This is a genomic window from Fervidobacterium sp. 2310opik-2 (assembly GCF_011057735.1).
Taxonomy (GTDB): Bacteria; Thermotogota; Thermotogae; order Thermotogales; family Fervidobacteriaceae; genus Fervidobacterium; species Fervidobacterium nodosum.
Genome location: NZ_LNGG01000008.1, coordinates 46,923 through 64,748, shown reverse-complemented (window position 1 = coordinate 64,748; position 17,826 = coordinate 46,923). Strand labels below are relative to the sequence as shown.

Here is a 17,826-nt window from a genome sequence, read left to right as displayed (position 1 = left end):
ATCTTATTTAAGAGAACAAAGTCTCAAGGAGGGGCAACCTGAAACTATTTTACCAGAGGTGTTAAAAAATATGCATTCAATTTTCAAAGACCAATTTTAATTTTTACCGAACTTATTATACGAGGAGGGGACATATGAAAAAGATATTCACATTATATTTTTTACTTATTGTTATAATCGCGATACCTATTGAATTTTTCATCAATACCAAAGATGGTATCGGAATAACCGAAAATCAAAGTAATTTAGAATATACATTGGGATTCCCCTACAGTGAGATTGGTTTAAAATTTCCAATTTATAACGATGAACATTTTATGATAAGTTTTTCCGGTGGCTTCGATATCATGTCTAACAGTTTTCAACTAAATATTATGCCTTACCTTAATATCGACAGTTTTCAGATGAAGTTTCCTGTATTTCTTACTACTAAGCCTGCAACTCCAAATGAAGCTTCCGAGGTTGGAAGACTGTATTTTGGAGTTGTTCCTTCCATTTACTTAAAGGATTTGAACATAAAATTTGAAATTGGAGGATATTACTCATCGATTTACTTTTGGTACGATCCAGCATTTAATTTAAATATTCCAACACCAAAGACCGATGAGCTATTTAGAACACGAATTGACCTTAAAATAACCTATATAAAAGAAGAATTTTCGATAGGAATTGGATATAATTTTTTGATTAGATGGCTTTCTTATAGAAGTATGTTTATTACGAGTAATGATACACCTTACCTTGAGGCAAAATTTAAAATTATCTTTTAAAAACCAATATTTAATTTGAAAGCGATGTGATATGTAAGATTATGTCAGATATTGAGAAAAAATTGGACAATGTTTTTGCCAAATTGATAAAAATTAACTCGTTTTATGCGTACATTCTAATGGGAAGTAAATTCAAAGAAGCAAACGTTAAAAACATAAAACTTACTATTACAAGGAATGGAGATTTTTTATTTTTATACAATCCCGTGAGTGTAAAAATTAAGTCTGAGATATTTCTTGAAGGTTTGATACTACACGAATTGATGCATTTCATAAACAGGCATTATTTGATAAAACCAAAAGATAAACGGGATAAGGCTGTGTGGGACCTTGCCCAAGATGCTGCTATTAACCAATTTATCCCACAACTTGATGCACTTAGTGTTCCTCTAAATGTTTTGATAGAAGAAGGACATGGCGCAGATAACGACGTTATATTTGTTGGTCCACCAGCTAATATGTTGAATAGGACCGCTGAAGAGTATCATGACTACATAATAGAGGAATTTTTAAAGAAGGGAAATTACGATATAGAAGCAATTGCAGAAAAGTTGCCACAAAATCATGAGATAGAAAGTGATATACCAACTGACATGATTGTTGAACTAGTCCAGCAGAAGGTTGGCAAAGCTTTTAATCTTTTTGGAAAAGAACTTCCATCTGGTTTAAGGCAAGATATTGAAATATTTATATCTAAACCTGTTATAAATTGGGAAGTGGCAATTAGAAGATTCGCTGGACTATCACAAAAAGGAGATAAATATTCTACACCTCTCAGGCCTAATAGGAGATACGATGACCAACCAGGATGGAGGTATATCTACGACCCCAAACTAACTGTAATAATTGACACAAGTGGAAGTATAATAGAAGAAGAGCTAAATGCTTTTATGTCAGAAATAGAGAGTTTAGCCCGATTGGGTGTCGAATTAAATGTTATCCAAGTAGATAAGTCAGTTACATTCGTTGGAAAATACAAGAGAGGAGAATGGAAGAATTTCGAAGTTTACGGCGGTGGTGAAACTGACTTACAACCCGCTGTAGATATAGCCCAAAAAGATTTCAGAAGTGAAGGTATAATAATATTCACAGATGGTTATGTTGACCTTCCAAAAGTCGATAGAAGAGTTCTTTTTGTACTTAGTAAAAAGCACAATCCAGAATTTTACATCGATACTAAAAAAATATACGGCAATGTCTACGTTCTAAGTTGATGTAATTTACGATTATTAAAATTTTTAAAGTTCAAAATGTCCGGAGGTATAGAAATGTTATCAATTGAAAAAAATTTAGAAGACAAAATCAATTATTTGGAATATATTAAGAATAAGATAGATTACAATCTTGTGCTCGATAGCTATAAACAGTATTGCTATTCTTCGCTTGGAAAGGAGTATCTCGAAAATCTTAATCCGTACAATATAAACCCCTCACAGGAACTCCAATATGTCTCGGAATTGTGCGATATAGTCCGCGTGATTGGTTATCCTACTTCCGATGCATTTTTAGACATCAGAAGTATACTGCGAAAAATAGAGAATGGAATAATCGCCGAGGGTTTAGAATTTCTGAGTCTTCTAAGATTCTTTGAAGGAATAAAATCACTAAAAGCGATGTTCAAGGAACAAAAGCCCTCATTATTTCAAAGTGGTATAGTAAATCTTATACTTGGATTAGGAACATATGATGAAATAATTAATTCCATAAAGAAAACTATAGATGAAAATGGCAACATAAAAGATGACGCTTCCGTGTTGTTAAAGAAGATTCGAAATGAATATGCCGAAGTAACCAAAGAATTAAGGCATAAAGCAGAAAGATTTATAACCCATCACCAAAACATTTTACAAGAAGTAACATACACGATAAGAAACGATAGGTACGTATTTCCTGTCAAAGCAAATGAACGTGGAAAAATTAAAGGTATCGTCCATGGTATGTCATCATCTGGACTAACGGTATACTTAGAACCAGAAGAATTTATACCACTGAACGATAAACTGAAAGTTCTTGCTGAAGAAGAAGGAAAAGAAATAGCAAGGATATTACGGGAAATTACCAATAAAATTTTTGACAGACTGTCAACTATAAAAGGTGACATTGAATTGTTAAAGCGTATAGATTCACTTTACGCAAGGGTAAGATACGTTATAGAAAAGAATGCTTCTATTATTATCCCAGATGGGAATTATCTCAAATTATCAAGAGCAAGGCATCCTCTTATACCAGAAGATAAGATTGTTCCAATAGACATAGAACTCCCATCTGACAAATTTGGAATCGTAATAACAGGACCCAACACAGGTGGAAAAACCGTTTCTCTAAAAACTGTAGCACTTTTCATAATTTTGGCACGTAGTGGCTTCCCCGTTCTTGCAGGCGAAAGTTCTAGGATTCCAGATTTTGATGTGTATGTAGATATAGGCGATAGCCAGAACATACTCGAAAATCTAAGTACTTTTTCAGGTCATTTGCATAATATTGTACAACTTTTAAAATTAGCTGATGAAAATTCGATAGTTCTAATCGATGAGCTTGGTTCGGGAACAGATCCATACGAAGGAAGTGCCATTGCCCTTGGCATTATCGAAGAATTAATTGAAAGAAGAATAAAATTCATAGTTACAACACATCTAACACCCATAAAGCTCTTTTCAATGTCTCACGATAAGCTTATAAGCGCTTCTATGGAATTTGATCCTGAAACACTTTCCCCAACGTACAGAATATTAATGAACATTCCTGGAGCATCACATGCTTTTGAGATAGCCAAAAAGTACGGTTTACCAGATGCAATATTGGAGCGTGCACAAAAGCATCTTGACGAAGAACATATAAAGATAGAAGAATTAATAAAAAACTTGAACAAGCATATCAGCGAACTTGAAACAAAACGAAGAGAACTCGAAAATACACTAAGAGAATACAATAGGCAAAAGAAAGACTTTGAGGAAAAATACAAGCTTTTGAAAATAAAAAGGATAGAAGAGTTTGATAAAGAACTTCGAGAAGTTTATAAAGATATTCAAAAGGCAAAAAAGGATTTGCAGATATCTCTGCAAAGTAAAAAAACAGAGAGTGAAGAATTAATAAAAAAACGTCTCAAAGAAATTGAAAACGAAGTAAAACATTTAGAAGAAATTCAGGGGAAAGTAGAAAAGGTTATCTATGAAACAAAAGTCACAGATGAGGAAAAACAAATTTCAGTAGGTGATTACGTTAGACTTATCGATGGAACTGCAATTGGAAAAGTAATTGAAATGAAATCTAGGAATTTTGTCGTTGATTTCAATGGATTGAAAATAGAAGTAAAACCTGAAAAACTCGTTAAAGTCACCTCGGGTAGCGACTCAAAAGATTTAAAAAAGCATATTGACGAAGAAAAAATCGTAAATGTTTCCCGTATTCCAACAAAGGTTTATACTTCAAGTTTGACGAAAAACGAGGTTGACGTGAGAGGATTAACTGTAGAAGATGCACTTGAAATAATAGATGAATTTATAGACCAATTATTATTATCAGATTTTTCAATTGGTTACATTATCCATGGAAAGGGAACAGGTAAACTTGCAACTGGAATTTGGAATTATTTAAGACATGATAAAAGAATTAAAAATTACCGTTTTGGTAGGCCTGATGAAGGTGGAGTTGGTGTAACAGTTATTGAGGTTTAACATATATTTTTATGGAGGTGCAGTCAATGGTATTTGCGTTAGATATTGGGACAAGGAAAATCGCAGGGTTACTTGTTGGTTTTGATGAAGACGAAAAAATGGTAGTCCATGATGTTATTATCAAGGAACATGAACACCGCGCAATGTTAGATGGGCAAATACACGACGTTGAAAAAGTCGCAAAAGTTGCCGCTTTCGTAAAAAGAGAACTTGAAAATAGAAATAATATCAAATTAGATAAAGTAGCTGTAGCTCTTGCTGGAAGATTCCTTAAAACTTACATTGGCGAAAGCTCTATTACTTCAGAAGAACCAATTGAAATAACAAAAGACATGCTCACAAGATTGGAATTAGATGCTGTAGCAAAAGCCACGGAAAATATTGAGCCAAATATGTATTGTGTAGGTTACTCTGTAATCCGATACGAACTCGATGGAATGTGGTTTAAAAAATTAGAAGGTTTAAAAGGTAAAGATATTTACGTTAAAGTTGTAGCCACTTACCTCCCAAGTCACGTTGTTGAAGCGATGCTTTCAGTTGTAAAGAAAGTTGGGTTAACGATTACTCACTTGACTCTTGAACCTATCGCTGCTGTAAATATAACCGTTCCAGAAGATTTGAGAATTTTGAATATAGCACTCGTTGACGTCGGTGCTGGTACGAGCGATATTGCTATATCTAAAGATGGCACGATAATTGCGTATGGGATGGTGCCTTTAGCTGGCGATGAAATAACAGAAGCCATAACAAAAAAATTTTTACTTGATTTTCAAACAGCAGAATTTGTAAAGAGAAGCTTAGAAAAGCAAGAGATAATTCGAGTTAAAAATATACTTGATAAAGAAAAGGAATTAAGGCGAGAAGAAGTGTTAGATGCAATTTCAGACGTTGTTGATAAAATTACCAAAAAAGTAGCTGAAGAAATCATAGAATTAAACGGTGACAAACCACAAGCTGTGATGATAGTTGGTGGCGGTGCGAAAGTACCGATATTCGCAACGTACTTAGCAAAAAATTTAGAGATGGATGAAGATGTAGTCTCTCTCAAAGATTCAAAAAATTTAGATTTCATAGACAAAACAGGTATCGTTCAAGGTAGCGAATTTATAACTCCTTTAGGAATTGGTTATACAGCCCTCCACAAAAAAGGTGCTGTCTTTGAATCTGTAAATGTGAATGGAGATCCGATACAACTCATTGGGTTCAAAGGCAATTACACTGTATGGGAAGTACTTGTACAGTATGGAATGGATATGAGAAAACTCTTAGGAAGACCGGGTAAATCAATAGTAATAGAAGTTAACGATGAAACTGTAGTAGTCAAAGGTCAAATGCCAATATCAGCCCAAGTGAAAATCAATGGCTTAGAAGCAACACTCAGAGATAACGTTAGGCATGGTGATTCTATAGAAGTAGGAGAAGCTATAGATGGAGAAGATGCAAAAGCAACGTTGTACGATTTTGTAAAACCAATAAGACTGAAATCTCTTGAAACAGACGAAGTACTTGAATATTTCCCAAGAGTTACTTTGAATGGTTTTAGTACCACTTCAAACGTTGAATTAAAAGATGGTGATGTTATTAAATATGAAAAGATAAAGGTTAAAGAAATAAGAGAATTTCTAAGTAGCGACCTTGTGAAAATCGAATACTCAGTTAACAATACTTATAAAGAAATTAACGCAGGTGAGGTAAAAATATTTAAAGGTGAAATTGAATTATCAGATGAAAATACAGTCCTCCCAGGTGAAGAACTTCAGTACGCATTAATTGTAAACTATCCAAAGATAAGAGAATTACCTGAAATGGAAAAAATAAGTATCGTTATAAATATAAATGGTGAACAACGCGTACTAACAAAAGATGGTGTTCTCGTATGGGTTAATGACCAACTTGTATCTCCTGAGTATGAAATCAAGGATGGAGATAAAATAAGGACACAAATACCAGAAAACCAAGGATTCATAGTTGCAGATATCCTGAGATTATTTGATATTGATTTTAGAAGAATAAAAAGTTATAAGCTATTGAAAAACGGCGAACGTACAGCTTTTACTGAACCTCTCGAAAATGGAGACGAGATAATTTTCGAGTTCGAAGAAATAAAAGAACAAGACGCTTGATAAGAAACTTAAGTGAAACGATTAAGTATTAATTAATTATATAAAATTCTTAAAGCCAACCACTAAGTTGCTAAACTTTTTAGGTTGGCATTCAAACAAAATCCCTGGGAGGTGTTTGTATGAGAAAGTTAGTACTATTTTTGTTAGTTTTTATAACTGTTTTTAGCTTTGCAAAAGTTAAAATCCAGTTTTGGCATGCAATGGGCGGATGGCGTATCGATCTCATTCAAGGTATGGTCAACGATTTCATGAAGGCAAATCCTGATATTGAAGTTGAAGTACAATACGTTGGTAGCTACGAGGAAATTCTTGCAAAAACTGTGGCAGCGTTACAAGCGGGTACGCCTCCACATGTTGTTCAACTCAACGAAATAAGTACAAAGAAAATGGTTGACAGTGGTGTTATTGTACCCGTTGAAGATCTCATTAAAAAAGACCCTTCGTTTGACAAAAACAAACTTTTACCACAAGTTAAAAACTACTATAGTATAGGTGGAAAGCTTTATTCAATGCCTTGGAACAGTTCAACTCCGTTGCTATTTTACAATAAAACAATGTTCAAACAAGCCGGACTTGACCCAAATAAACCACCAAAAACATTTAGCGAAGTTATCAGTTATTCAAGGAAATTAGTAAAGAAAGATGATAAGGGAAACATCATAAAAACAGGTATAACATGGCCACTGTATGCTTGGTTCTTTGAACAGTGGATGGCGGAGCAAAACAAACTATTAGTTGACAATAATAATGGTAGAACAGGAAATCCGACAAAGGTTGTTTTTAATAACGAAGCCGGACTAAAAATATTGGAATTTTGGAACATTCTTACAAAAGAAGGTTTAATGATAAATACTAAGAAAGGCGATTGGACAGCAGCAAGACAACTCTTTATCTCTCAAACTGTTGGAATGATTATCACATCAACTTCCGATGTTGCTTTACTTACTTCAGAAGCTCAAAAGCAAGGATTCGAAATAGGCGCAGCGTATATACCAATCCCTGACGGAGTTCAAAGAGCTGGAGTTATAATCGGTGGTGGAAGCCTTTGGATTATAAAACAAAAGAATCAAGCAGAAATCGATGCTGCGTGGAAACTTGTAAAATACTTAGCTGATGTCGATCCGCAGATAACATGGCACAAAGGTACAGGTTATTTCCCAGTTAGATTAGACGCAAAAGAAAAACTTGAAAAAGAAGGGTATTATAAAGACAATCCATTACATTACATTGCAATTAAGCAATTACTTGATACAATACCTTCTTACGCAACTATGGGTGCAGTCGTTGGAGCATTCCCTGAAATAAGAACAGCGATAGAAAATGCTATTGAAAAGATGATAAATGGACAACTCACACCAAAACAGGCTTTAGAAGAAGCCGAAAAAGAAGCAAACAAAGCTATTAAGCAGTACTTTTAATTAAATAAATGACGGTCGACATTACAGTGAATATCTGTAATGTCGGTCGTCATTTTTTTGCTTCACAAATCACCTTTTAACTTTTCGGGAGTGATGATTCGTTGCGTAGCTTACGAAAATGGATTCCATATCTGTTTTTATTACCAACATTTTTTATTATAGGTATGTTTATTTACTTTCCTGCGTTTAATTCATTTTATTTGAGCTTTTTCAAAGTATCTGTCTTTGGCAACAGAAAAATGTTTGTATGGTTCGATAACTATAAAGAACTATTTACTAATGAAACTTTTATAAATTCTTTTAAGTTCACACTTATTTTTACAACTGTTACCGTTTTCGTTTCAATTTTTGTTGCATTCTTCATCGCATTAGTTTTAAATCAAAAGATACCAGGTGTGCGTATCTTTAGAACTATCATATTTGCACCATATGCAGTTTCAACTGCTGTAGCAGGTGCTTTATGGGGATTTTTACTCAATCCTGTTGTTGGACATGTAAACTACTTAATGGCACGGTTATTCGGTATACAAGTAAATTGGTTTACCACAATACCTTACGCTGCTTACGCGGTTATAATAGCATCAATTTGGAAAACTTTACCTTTCAATATAATATTTTACATAGCAGCTTTGCAAAGCATCCCTGACGAACTCATAGAAGCTGCAAGACTAGATGGGGCTGGTGCTTGGAAAAGGATCTGGAAAATTGTATTTCCTTTAGTCTCTCCAATTACATATTACCTTGTCATAATGAGCATAATAAGTGCGATGTTCCAATCTTTTGCAATAATAGATGTTATGACCAGAGGCGGACCTGGCGATTACACAACGAATATCATTTACAGAATATACCTTGATGGCTTCAGATTCTCAAAAACAGGACCGGCTTCAGCTCAGAGTGTTATATTGTTCTTGATAATGATTGTCTTTACACTAATTTACTTCAAACTTGGTAAACGAAGTGTCCACTACCAATGATTCACAATTACTAAAAATTTATGAGGTGTAAACTATGAGAAAGAAAACTAAGAAAATACTAAACACAATTCTTTTGGAAACCGTTCTTATATTATTTGGTATATTTATGTTTGCACCAATTTTTTTAGCATTTGTGATGAGCATTCAACCATCAGAATTTGTGTTTGCCTATCCACCGAGAATATTACCGAAAGGATTAAACATTAAAAATTATATAGATGCATTTAAAATAGTACCCTTTGGAAAGATGATGTTAAACAGTTTCATCATATCTATCTCAATAACTCTTGGAAAATTATTGACAGGTATACTTGCAGGATACGCGTATGCAAATTTCAAATTCAAAGGTGACAAATTTACATTTGGATTGATTTTTTCAACTCTTTACATCCCAGCAGAAATTCTTCTTATAATCCCCTTATTCCAGATAATAAGTAAACTTGGATGGGTAAACACATATCAAGCTATGATTATCCCTTTTACAGCTAGTGCAACAAATGTATTCCTCTTCCAGCAACATTTTAAAACTATACCAAAAGATTACGAAGACGCAGCACTAATCGACGGTGCTACGCCAATTCAATATCTATTAAAAATAGTTCTTCCACTTTCAAGACCTATCATTGGCGGTGCTGCAATAATAAATTTTACATACGCTTGGAATATGTACCTCTGGCCGATGATAGTTGCGATGAGAGACGATATGAAAACCGTCCAAGTTGCTATTAACATGATTATCAATGCAGAGTCTTCAAACAACTGGGGTGTAATAATGGCAGCAACTATGGTTGCATTGTTCCCAACTCTGCTGTTATTTTTCTTATTACAAGACCTTTTTGTAAAATCTTTGGTTGGCACCGGTTTGAAAGGCTAACAAGATATTATTAAATTAGTTTTATTTCAAATATTATGTAAATACTATCTATCCCCCATAACTTTGGGGGTTTTTTTGTTTTTCTTAATTATTTACCAGGAAAAATAAGTTTCGGCACTTTTTGTGAAACAAGTTACATTGATAAAATAAATTCAGCTTTTTCATGAAACGAGGTGAAACATTTGAAAACCGAAAAAAGTTTAAAAATAATAATTCTACTATCGCTTTTGTTTATCTTAGTAAACTTATCATCTAATGTTACACAAAAAACAAATCAAAAGGAGATGGCAAAGACAATGAATAATGTCAAGCTATGGCTTACTACTGTTGACCAAAAATTCATGTTATCCGAAGTCGATATTAATAATCCTGTTGTTTCAGATTTCCGTGAAACACTAAGGATTGCAGTTGATTCGAATAAAAAATACCAGCAAATGGATGGATTCGGAGCATCTCTCACCGATGCATCAGCATGGCTAATTTTCCATAAATTATCAGAGGAAAAACGTATAGAGGTAATGAAAAAATTGTTCGGCAGAAATGAAGGGATAGGAATTTCGTTTCTTAGGCAGCCAATGGGTGCAACTGATTACACAACTAAGCTATACAGCTATGATGATTTGCCAGAAGGTGTAAAAGAAGACCCAGAACTTAAATATTTCTCTATCAAACACGATAAGCAGTACATAATACCTCTTTTGAAACTTGCTATGAAAATAAATCCAGAGTTGAAAATAATGGCTTCTCCTTGGAGTGCACCTGGTTGGATGAAGACAACGGGAAGCATGATTGGTGGATCTCTCCTAAGACAATATTATAGCGTCTATGCGCAATATTTTGTAAAGTTCACAAAAGCATACGAAAAAGAAGGGATTCCAATTTACGCAATCACACCGCAAAATGAACCTTTATATGTTCCAAAAGAATATCCAGGAATGAAAATGACATGGGAAGAGCAAGCGGATTTTATAGGCGAATACCTTGGACCTGCGTTTGAAAAAGAAGGGATAAAGACGAAGATACTGACTTACGACCACAATTGGGATAATACCATATACGCATCGTATGTTTTGTCTCACCCAAAAGCTTCAAAATACGTTGCAGGCTCAGCGTGGCATTTTTATGGCGGGAAACACGAAGCGATGAGCCAAATAAAGGAAATGTTCCCTGATAAAGATATATGGTTTACAGAAGGTTCAGGTGGTGATTGGGTACCTGCTTTCTTTAATGCATTTATGGATCAGATGATGCATGTTATCAGAATCCCAAGAAATTGGTCTAAAACCGTTGTATGGTGGAATATAGCATTAGATGAGAAGAGAGGACCAACGATATTATCAAATAGCACTTGCAGAGGACTTATAGAGATTAATCAAGAAACGGGAGAGGTAAAGTATAATTTGGATTATTATACGTTAGGCCATATAAGTAAATTTGTTCTTCCAGGCGCTTATCGAATAGATTCATACACATATAGTAATTTAGAAACAGTGGCTTTTGAAAATCCAAATGGAACAAAAGTTCTCATAGTCTCGAACCGAACGAATACAAACAAAAAAATCATAGTCGAGGAGGGAGGGAGAGAATTCGAATATATAATTCCGGGGTACGCTGCGGTAACTTTTGTGTGGGATTGAAGTTTTCTAAAACTTCTTACAAACTTCTAAGGGAGGGAACATTATGAAAAAACAAAATTTAGTGTTAATGATGTTGGTATTTTTACTTGTAACAAGTATCTTTGCAAAAGTTACACTAACGGTTGCAGTTTGGAATTGGGATGTTGAAAAGTACAAGAAGATAGCCTCTGAATTTACGAAACTTTATCCAGATATAGAAATAAATATCGTTGCAAACGAGCCAGATGTGAATAGTTTCCTTACATCGTTAGTCGCAGCAAAAAAACCACTTCCAGATGTTGTTGCACAATCTTGGGAAGCTTTACCGTATCCAGTTTCACAAGGTTGGGTTTACCCACTTGATGAATTTCTAAAAGATGACGCAGACTATAATAAGTACGTTCCATCAAGTATAAAAGAAGCTTTCAAGTACAATGGAAAGACATACGCTATCGGTGAAAGATTACACTTCCAAGGAATTGTAGTGAATTTGGATCTCATGAAAAAACTGAATCTTCCAGTTCCACCATACGGATGGTCAACAGATTTATTCAAACAATATCTAAGAAGAGCAACGACTAAGGAATATTCCGGTATAAATCACCTTTGGGATTTTGATACTGTTATGGCAGCTGTATTGAACAAAAATACAACATACTGGAGTTTTAACCCTTCAAAATGGGAATTTGACCTTGTCAATGGTGGATGGATACCAGCGATAAACTTACAAAAAGAACTGAAATCAATTCCAGGACTTGTTTCAGATGATTTAAAGAATGAAGAGCTTAGAAATAAAGGTCAACTCGATGACTATCAGAAAAAATTCGGAAAAGATGCAGACGCTTTTAGAGAATCGAAAGTTTTAACTGGTTTCCATGGAACATGGGACTGGAGTTGGGTTAGAACGTTACCGTGGAATCTCGATTATTATCCAATGCCAAGCGATCCAAAGATTGGTGTAAGACAACCTATTCATATCAATTATGCATTTATGACATCAACGACAAAATATCCAAAAGAAGCATTTACTTTCCTAAAGTTCTTAACATATGACCCACGAGGTGTAATAACAAGACTTAAGATAGATGTAGCAAACGGCGAAGAAAACGGAAGACTCATTGATTGGTTTATTCCTGTAACGAAACATCCGGATGTTATTAAATACTTTGAAAGCCTAAAAATACCAAATGGTGTGAAATGGATGCTTTCAAATCTTGATAAAACCGTCAGAGTTGATATGTGGAAGGTAGTACCTGGTTGGGATCAGGCAACTTGGGATGTTATATTCCCTGTTAATGAAAGAATCAGAAAAGGTGAGGTACAACCACAAGCCGTTGCCGCAGAAACACAAGAAAAAGCAAATAGCATAATTAAAAACGCTTGGGCCGATTTTTCAAAGAAACTTGCAGAGGTTGAAAAGAATTTCCCAAACATCAGAAAGCAAGTTGAAGGAAAATAACGCTTTCAGTATCCTTTTTGTTTTAATTTGTTGGTTGCTGGCGTTCGCCAGCAGCCAATATTAAATTTCATAAATAGGAGGTACAGAGAGTGAAAAAAGTTCTGATTTTGTTCTTCGCTATATTTATTATTTTTATTGCTATTTCATTTATTTTATACCTTTTTGGAAGTTCCGAGTACAGCAAGTACAAAAGTTCTATAGAAAGATTTTTAATTAGTCAAAAAACTTTTGACTACGTTACTCTTTCAAAGCATAACAAGAATTTGTTTAATCAGATGAGATATGGCAAAATTATATCTAACTCGTTTAATTTTCCAGTATCTATTTCTATTAAAAATGGTGAAGAAAAAACTTTAGAATTGGATATTCCAGAGGAAGGAAATTATTACATTATCGCATCGATCAGGTCCCTTAACCCTGTAACAACTAACGGTTCTTTAGAAGTTTCAATAAATAATTCTGAAGACAATTCCAAAATTTACCAAGTTTTTCTGGATACATTCTTATACTACGATTTCTCACAAAAGTTGTACGATAGATACGGAAATGAAATTACTCCAGAACAATTTATGCCAAACCAAGAAACGCTATCGTTTTTCAAAGATGCTAAAAGAATATCAAGTAAACCTTTAATATTTAACCTAAAATATGGCAATAATACTATTAAAATAAAAAACCTCAAACAAGACATATATATATCAAATTTGTTTCTTATAAAAGTTGAAAAAATTGAGAACGTCCAATCTTATAGTGAGTACTTAAAAACTTTCAATAAATATAATGATTCAGCAAATTCAATTCCAATTGCAATAGAAGCGGAAAGAATTTTTGGAAAGTCAGATTTCCTCGTATCAATTATCAACACACAAACATCGGATGTAACGCCATACGAGCCTCTCAAAAGGAAAATAAATGTAATTGACCAGAACACATATAAACAGTCTGGTCAAGAAGTTCACTGGTACGTTGATATACAAACACCAGGGCTTTACAAAATAGCCTTTAGATACCAACAATCTTTAAATCGTGGAGTACCTGTTTTTAGGAGAATATACGTTGATGGAGAAGTACCATTTAAAGAATTTGATAATTACGCTTTTGAGTACACAGGATACAAATGGGTGGATAAAGTTTTATCAGATTCCAAAGGTAATCCTTACTTTGTTTACCTTGATAAAGGTCCACACCTTATAACTCTCGAAGTAACGACCGGACTTTTTGAACAAACCATAGTTTACCTGCAAGATACTATAAAAAAACTACAAAGGATAGGACTAGACTTAAGAAAACTCGTTGGAAATAACCTTGACCCAAATAGGACCTGGGATATACAAAAGTACCTGCCAAATGTCTTGTCCGATTTACAAGAAATTTCTAAGAACTTGAGAAAAGAGTACAATAGAATCATTTCTATCGTTGGTGAAAAAGGTGTTCCATACGTTTCGGATATGATCGTTTCAGCAGAGCTTATAGATAAAATTATTGAAAAACCTGAAAGGTTACCATTCTTTATAGATGAAATCAGCGAAGGTTCGTCTTCAATAGCCCAAAGATTGTCCGAACTTTCAATGAGATTGAAAGAACAACCCATGGGTATAGATAAAATGTTTGTATTTCAAGGGGATTTAAAAAACTATATAAAGCCAGTCAACTCGTTCTTAGTCGCAGCCTATGAAGAAATATACAAATTGTGGCTTTCCTTGTTTAACAAAAATGAAGCTTACTCTGTTTACGAGAAGGTTGATCCGAGAAGTTTAAAAGTTTGGATTAATAGACCTGTTCAGTATGTTGAAACACTCCAATATTTAATAGACACAGACTTTACAAGGAAGACAGGTATAAATGTCGTTCTTTCAATTATGCCAAACGAGCAGAAGTTGATTTTAGCAAGCTCAGCAGGTAATACACCTGATGTAGCAATGAGTATAAGCAATTGGATACCATTTGAACTTGCAATTAGAAATGCTCTTTACCCTATTTCAAATTTCCCAGATTTTTATGAATTCGTTTCAAAGAACATAAATATGGAAACACTCCTTCCAATGGTTATAGATGACAAGATTTATGGCATAACCGAAACTCAAAATTTCTACGTCTTATTCTACAGAAAGGACATAATGAATATTTTAGGTATACCTATACCAGATACTTGGGATGATGTTAAGAAAATTCTTCCCGAGCTTCAAAGAAGAGGTATGAACTTCTTCATACCGATGGCTGAGCAAACGACAAAATATTTCAACACAACTGCTCCATTTTTCTTCCAAAATAACGCAAGACTTTACACAGAAGATGGTTTAAAAACAGCGATAAATGAAGAAAATTCTGTTAAAGCTTTTGAACTTATGACAGAATTATTCTCTATCTATGGTATACCAGAACAAGTTGCAAGTTTTTATAACTCGTTTAGGTATGGAAGAATTCCGATAGGTATCGGTGATTTTGGTTTGTATGTAACTCTTTCCAATGCAGCTGACGAAATTTATGGACTGTGGGCTATCGCACCTTCACCAGGGGTTAAAACACCTGATGGTAAAGTTCTGAGATACCAAGTTGCCGGTGACAGAGCAGATGTTATATTTGCAAATTCTGATAAAAAAGAAAAGGCATGGCTGTTCTTAAAATGGTGGCTTTCTAAAGAAACACAGATAAAATTTGCGAGAGCTTTAGTAAATAGATACGGTCCAACGTACCTTTGGAATACTTCAAATATTCAGGCATTTAAAGAATTAGATTTCTTTTCTGAGGAAGAAAAGAAAGTGATACTTGAGCAATGGAGATGGATAAGAGAAGTTCAAAGACATCCCGGTGGATATATGACAGAACGTGAAATAAGCAACATTTGGAATAGGGTTGTGATTGAAGGTTATCCATTACGTTCTTCCATCGACAGATCTGTCATCACAATAAACAGGGAACTCGAAAGAAAACTTACAGAGTTCGGATATATAGTCAATGGCAAACCAGTAAAAACGTATAAAATGTACACAAATATTGATGAGTTCTTAGTAAAAAACCTTGGTGAAGCAGCTAATGAATACTTAGAAAATCAAAGATTACTTTGGGGTGGTACTTATGAAAAATAATACAAAAAGACGCTCAAATCACTGGTTATTACTATCACCATATCTAACTCTCTTCACGATATTTATTGTTTTACCAGTTATTATTGCAATTTTCTTGTCTTTTACATATTTCAATGCGATAGAAAAACCGCGATGGATCGGGATACAAAATTACATTACACTAATAACACGCGATGATATCTTCATGCAAAAGGTTTTGCCAAACACTATTAAATACGCCCTTATCGTTGGAGTAGGCGGGTATATACTTTCTTTCATACTTGCTTGGTTAGTTGCTCAGTTGACAAAAGTGCCAAGGACTATATTCGCTTTGATTTTGTACTCTCCATCACTTACAGCTGGCGTAACAATGGCAGTTGTCTGGCGAGTTTTATTCAATGGTGACCAGCAAGGATATCTTAATGCTTTATTGTTGAACCTTGGAATAATAGATAAGCCTATTCAATGGCTACAATCACCTCAACATCTTATGGATATAATGATCTTGGTATCTTTGTGGAGTAGTATGGGGGTTGGATTTCTTGCAATGCTTGCAGGTATATTGAATATCGATGAACAACTCTATGAAGCTGCGTACATAGATGGAATAAAAAATAGATTACAAGAGATAATTTATGTAACTATACCTGCTATGAAACCACAGATGTTGTTCGGTGCGGTTATGTCCATAGTAAATACATTCACTTCTGCGGGCATAGGTGTCGCACTCTCGGGTTCGAACCCAACACCACAGTACGCTGGACAACTTATCGTGAATCACATTGAAGATTATGGATTCTTACGGTACGAAATGGGATACGCTGCGGCATTGTCAGTTGTATTACTACTGATAATCTGGTTTTTCTCACGTATAGCCTGGCGCTTGTTTGGCGAAAGATAATTATTTTACAGAAAGAGGTGGTGACTTAAAAATGGCAAAATTTACAACCAAAACAAATCCAAAATACTTCCATAAAAGTCAGTTAAAATTCTACTTTATATTAACCCCTATTGCGGTATTTATGATGCTTCCAATTATATTCATTTTTTCTCAAGCATTTAAACCATTAGACGAATTGTTCCTTTATCCACCAAGATTTTTTGTGAGAAAACCAACTTTAGCTAATTTTTATGACCTCTTTTCGCTTACAAGAGGCTCAACTATACCTATTAGCAGATACTTGATGAACAGTATTTTAACAGCGTTTTTCACGGTGTTGTTTACAATAATAATATCTGTTTTCGCTGGTTACGCATTATCTAAAAAGCAATTTAAAGCAAAAAGTTTAATATTCACAATCAATAATTTAGCGCTCATGTTCGTACCTATAGCTGTTATAATCCCGAGGTATTATATGGTTCAATCGCTTGGGTTGATTGACACGTTTATAATCAATATTCTATCCCTACTTGCAATGCCGATAGGTGTCTTCCTTATCAAACAATTTATGGACCAAATACCAGATGCACTTATAGATGCCGCACTTGTTGACGGAGCAAATGATTTTCAAATAATATTTAATATCATCATTCCCCTTCTAAAACCAGCTATATCAACTGTGGGGATATTAGCATTCCAAGTTGCTTGGAATAGTGCAGAAGCTTCAACTTACTATATAAATAACGAAAATTTAAGGACATTTGCATTCTATGTCTCAAACCTTACACAAACAACTGGTAATACAATAGCTGGTCAAGGTATAGCGGCCGCTGCAGGACTGATAATGTTTGTGCCAAATTTGCTTTTATTCATAATTATGCAATCAAGGGTTATGAACACGATGGCTTATAGCGGATTAAAATAAGAAATCAGAAAAAGTTGGATAAAGAGATTTTGTCGTCAATTAGGG

Annotated in this window: 12 protein-coding genes; all 12 read left to right on the top strand. The window is 34.3% G+C overall.

Going from position 1 to position 17,826, the window contains the following annotated elements; all coding sequences use genetic code 11:
- Positions 1–134 precede the first annotated feature (134 nt).
- The 12 genes from AS161_RS04580 (at position 135) to AS161_RS04525 (ending at position 17,781) form a co-directional block, all read left to right on the top strand.
- Entirely contained in the window at positions 135–770 is a 636-nt protein-coding gene (locus tag AS161_RS04580; protein ID WP_164541954.1) for a hypothetical protein, read from the top strand.
- Between the two features lie 41 nt (positions 771–811).
- Complete coding sequence (locus AS161_RS04575; RefSeq protein ID WP_164541953.1) at positions 812–1,984, top strand: VWA-like domain-containing protein; 1,173 nt, start codon at positions 812–814, stop codon at positions 1,982–1,984.
- A 54-nt stretch (positions 1,985–2,038) separates the two neighbouring features.
- Positions 2,039–4,444 (top strand): endonuclease MutS2, encoded by a 2,406-nt coding sequence (locus tag AS161_RS04570; protein ID WP_206518773.1) that lies wholly within the window; start codon positions 2,039–2,041, stop codon positions 4,442–4,444.
- A 26-nt stretch (positions 4,445–4,470) separates the two neighbouring features.
- Positions 4,471–6,567 (top strand): cell division FtsA domain-containing protein, encoded by a 2,097-nt coding sequence (locus tag AS161_RS04565; RefSeq protein WP_011993485.1) that lies wholly within the window; start codon positions 4,471–4,473, stop codon positions 6,565–6,567.
- 119 nt (positions 6,568–6,686) lie between these two features.
- Positions 6,687–7,985, top strand: a complete 1,299-nt coding sequence (locus tag AS161_RS04560) for an ABC transporter substrate-binding protein (RefSeq protein WP_164541952.1) — start codon at positions 6,687–6,689, stop codon at positions 7,983–7,985.
- 164 nt (positions 7,986–8,149) lie between these two features.
- Complete coding sequence (locus tag AS161_RS04555; protein ID WP_164541961.1) at positions 8,150–8,962, top strand: sugar ABC transporter permease; 813 nt, start codon at positions 8,150–8,152, stop codon at positions 8,960–8,962.
- Positions 8,963–8,996: 34 nt separating this feature from the next.
- Complete coding sequence (locus tag AS161_RS04550) at positions 8,997–9,836, top strand: carbohydrate ABC transporter permease (RefSeq protein WP_164541951.1); 840 nt, start codon at positions 8,997–8,999, stop codon at positions 9,834–9,836.
- A gap of 182 nt (positions 9,837–10,018) precedes the next feature.
- Entirely contained in the window at positions 10,019–11,473 is a 1,455-nt protein-coding gene (locus AS161_RS04545; protein WP_011993484.1) for a glycoside hydrolase family 30 beta sandwich domain-containing protein, read from the top strand.
- A 43-nt stretch (positions 11,474–11,516) separates the two neighbouring features.
- Complete coding sequence (locus AS161_RS04540; RefSeq protein ID WP_164541950.1) at positions 11,517–12,911, top strand: extracellular solute-binding protein; 1,395 nt, start codon at positions 11,517–11,519, stop codon at positions 12,909–12,911.
- 89 nt (positions 12,912–13,000) lie between these two features.
- Entirely contained in the window at positions 13,001–15,997 is a 2,997-nt protein-coding gene (locus tag AS161_RS04535) for an extracellular solute-binding protein (RefSeq protein ID WP_164541949.1), read from the top strand.
- Positions 15,987–16,877 carry a sugar ABC transporter permease gene (locus tag AS161_RS04530; RefSeq protein WP_011993481.1) on the top strand — a complete coding sequence of 297 codons (891 nt, stop codon included), beginning with the start codon at positions 15,987–15,989 and terminating at the stop codon, positions 16,875–16,877. The genes AS161_RS04535 and AS161_RS04530 overlap by 11 nt, the downstream gene beginning before the upstream one ends.
- Positions 16,878–16,908: 31 nt before the next feature.
- Positions 16,909–17,781, top strand: a complete 873-nt coding sequence (locus tag AS161_RS04525) for a carbohydrate ABC transporter permease (protein WP_011993480.1) — start codon at positions 16,909–16,911, stop codon at positions 17,779–17,781.
- Positions 17,782–17,826 lie beyond the last annotated feature (45 nt).

Coding starts and splice junctions, on each gene's coding strand:
- AS161_RS04540 (WP_164541950.1), top strand. CDS start 11,517: ATGAAAAAACAAAATTTAGTGTTAATGATGTTGGTATTTTTACTTGTA.
- AS161_RS04580 (WP_164541954.1), top strand. CDS start 135: ATGAAAAAGATATTCACATTATATTTTTTACTTATTGTTATAATCGCG.
- AS161_RS04555 (WP_164541961.1), top strand. CDS start 8,150: ATGTTTATTTACTTTCCTGCGTTTAATTCATTTTATTTGAGCTTTTTC.
- AS161_RS04570 (WP_206518773.1), top strand. CDS start 2,039: ATGTTATCAATTGAAAAAAATTTAGAAGACAAAATCAATTATTTGGAA.
- AS161_RS04530 (WP_011993481.1), top strand. CDS start 15,987: ATGAAAAATAATACAAAAAGACGCTCAAATCACTGGTTATTACTATCA.
- AS161_RS04550 (WP_164541951.1), top strand. CDS start 8,997: ATGAGAAAGAAAACTAAGAAAATACTAAACACAATTCTTTTGGAAACC.
- AS161_RS04575 (WP_164541953.1), top strand. CDS start 812: ATGTCAGATATTGAGAAAAAATTGGACAATGTTTTTGCCAAATTGATA.
- AS161_RS04525 (WP_011993480.1), top strand. CDS start 16,909: ATGGCAAAATTTACAACCAAAACAAATCCAAAATACTTCCATAAAAGT.
- AS161_RS04560 (WP_164541952.1), top strand. CDS start 6,687: ATGAGAAAGTTAGTACTATTTTTGTTAGTTTTTATAACTGTTTTTAGC.
- AS161_RS04565 (WP_011993485.1), top strand. CDS start 4,471: ATGGTATTTGCGTTAGATATTGGGACAAGGAAAATCGCAGGGTTACTT.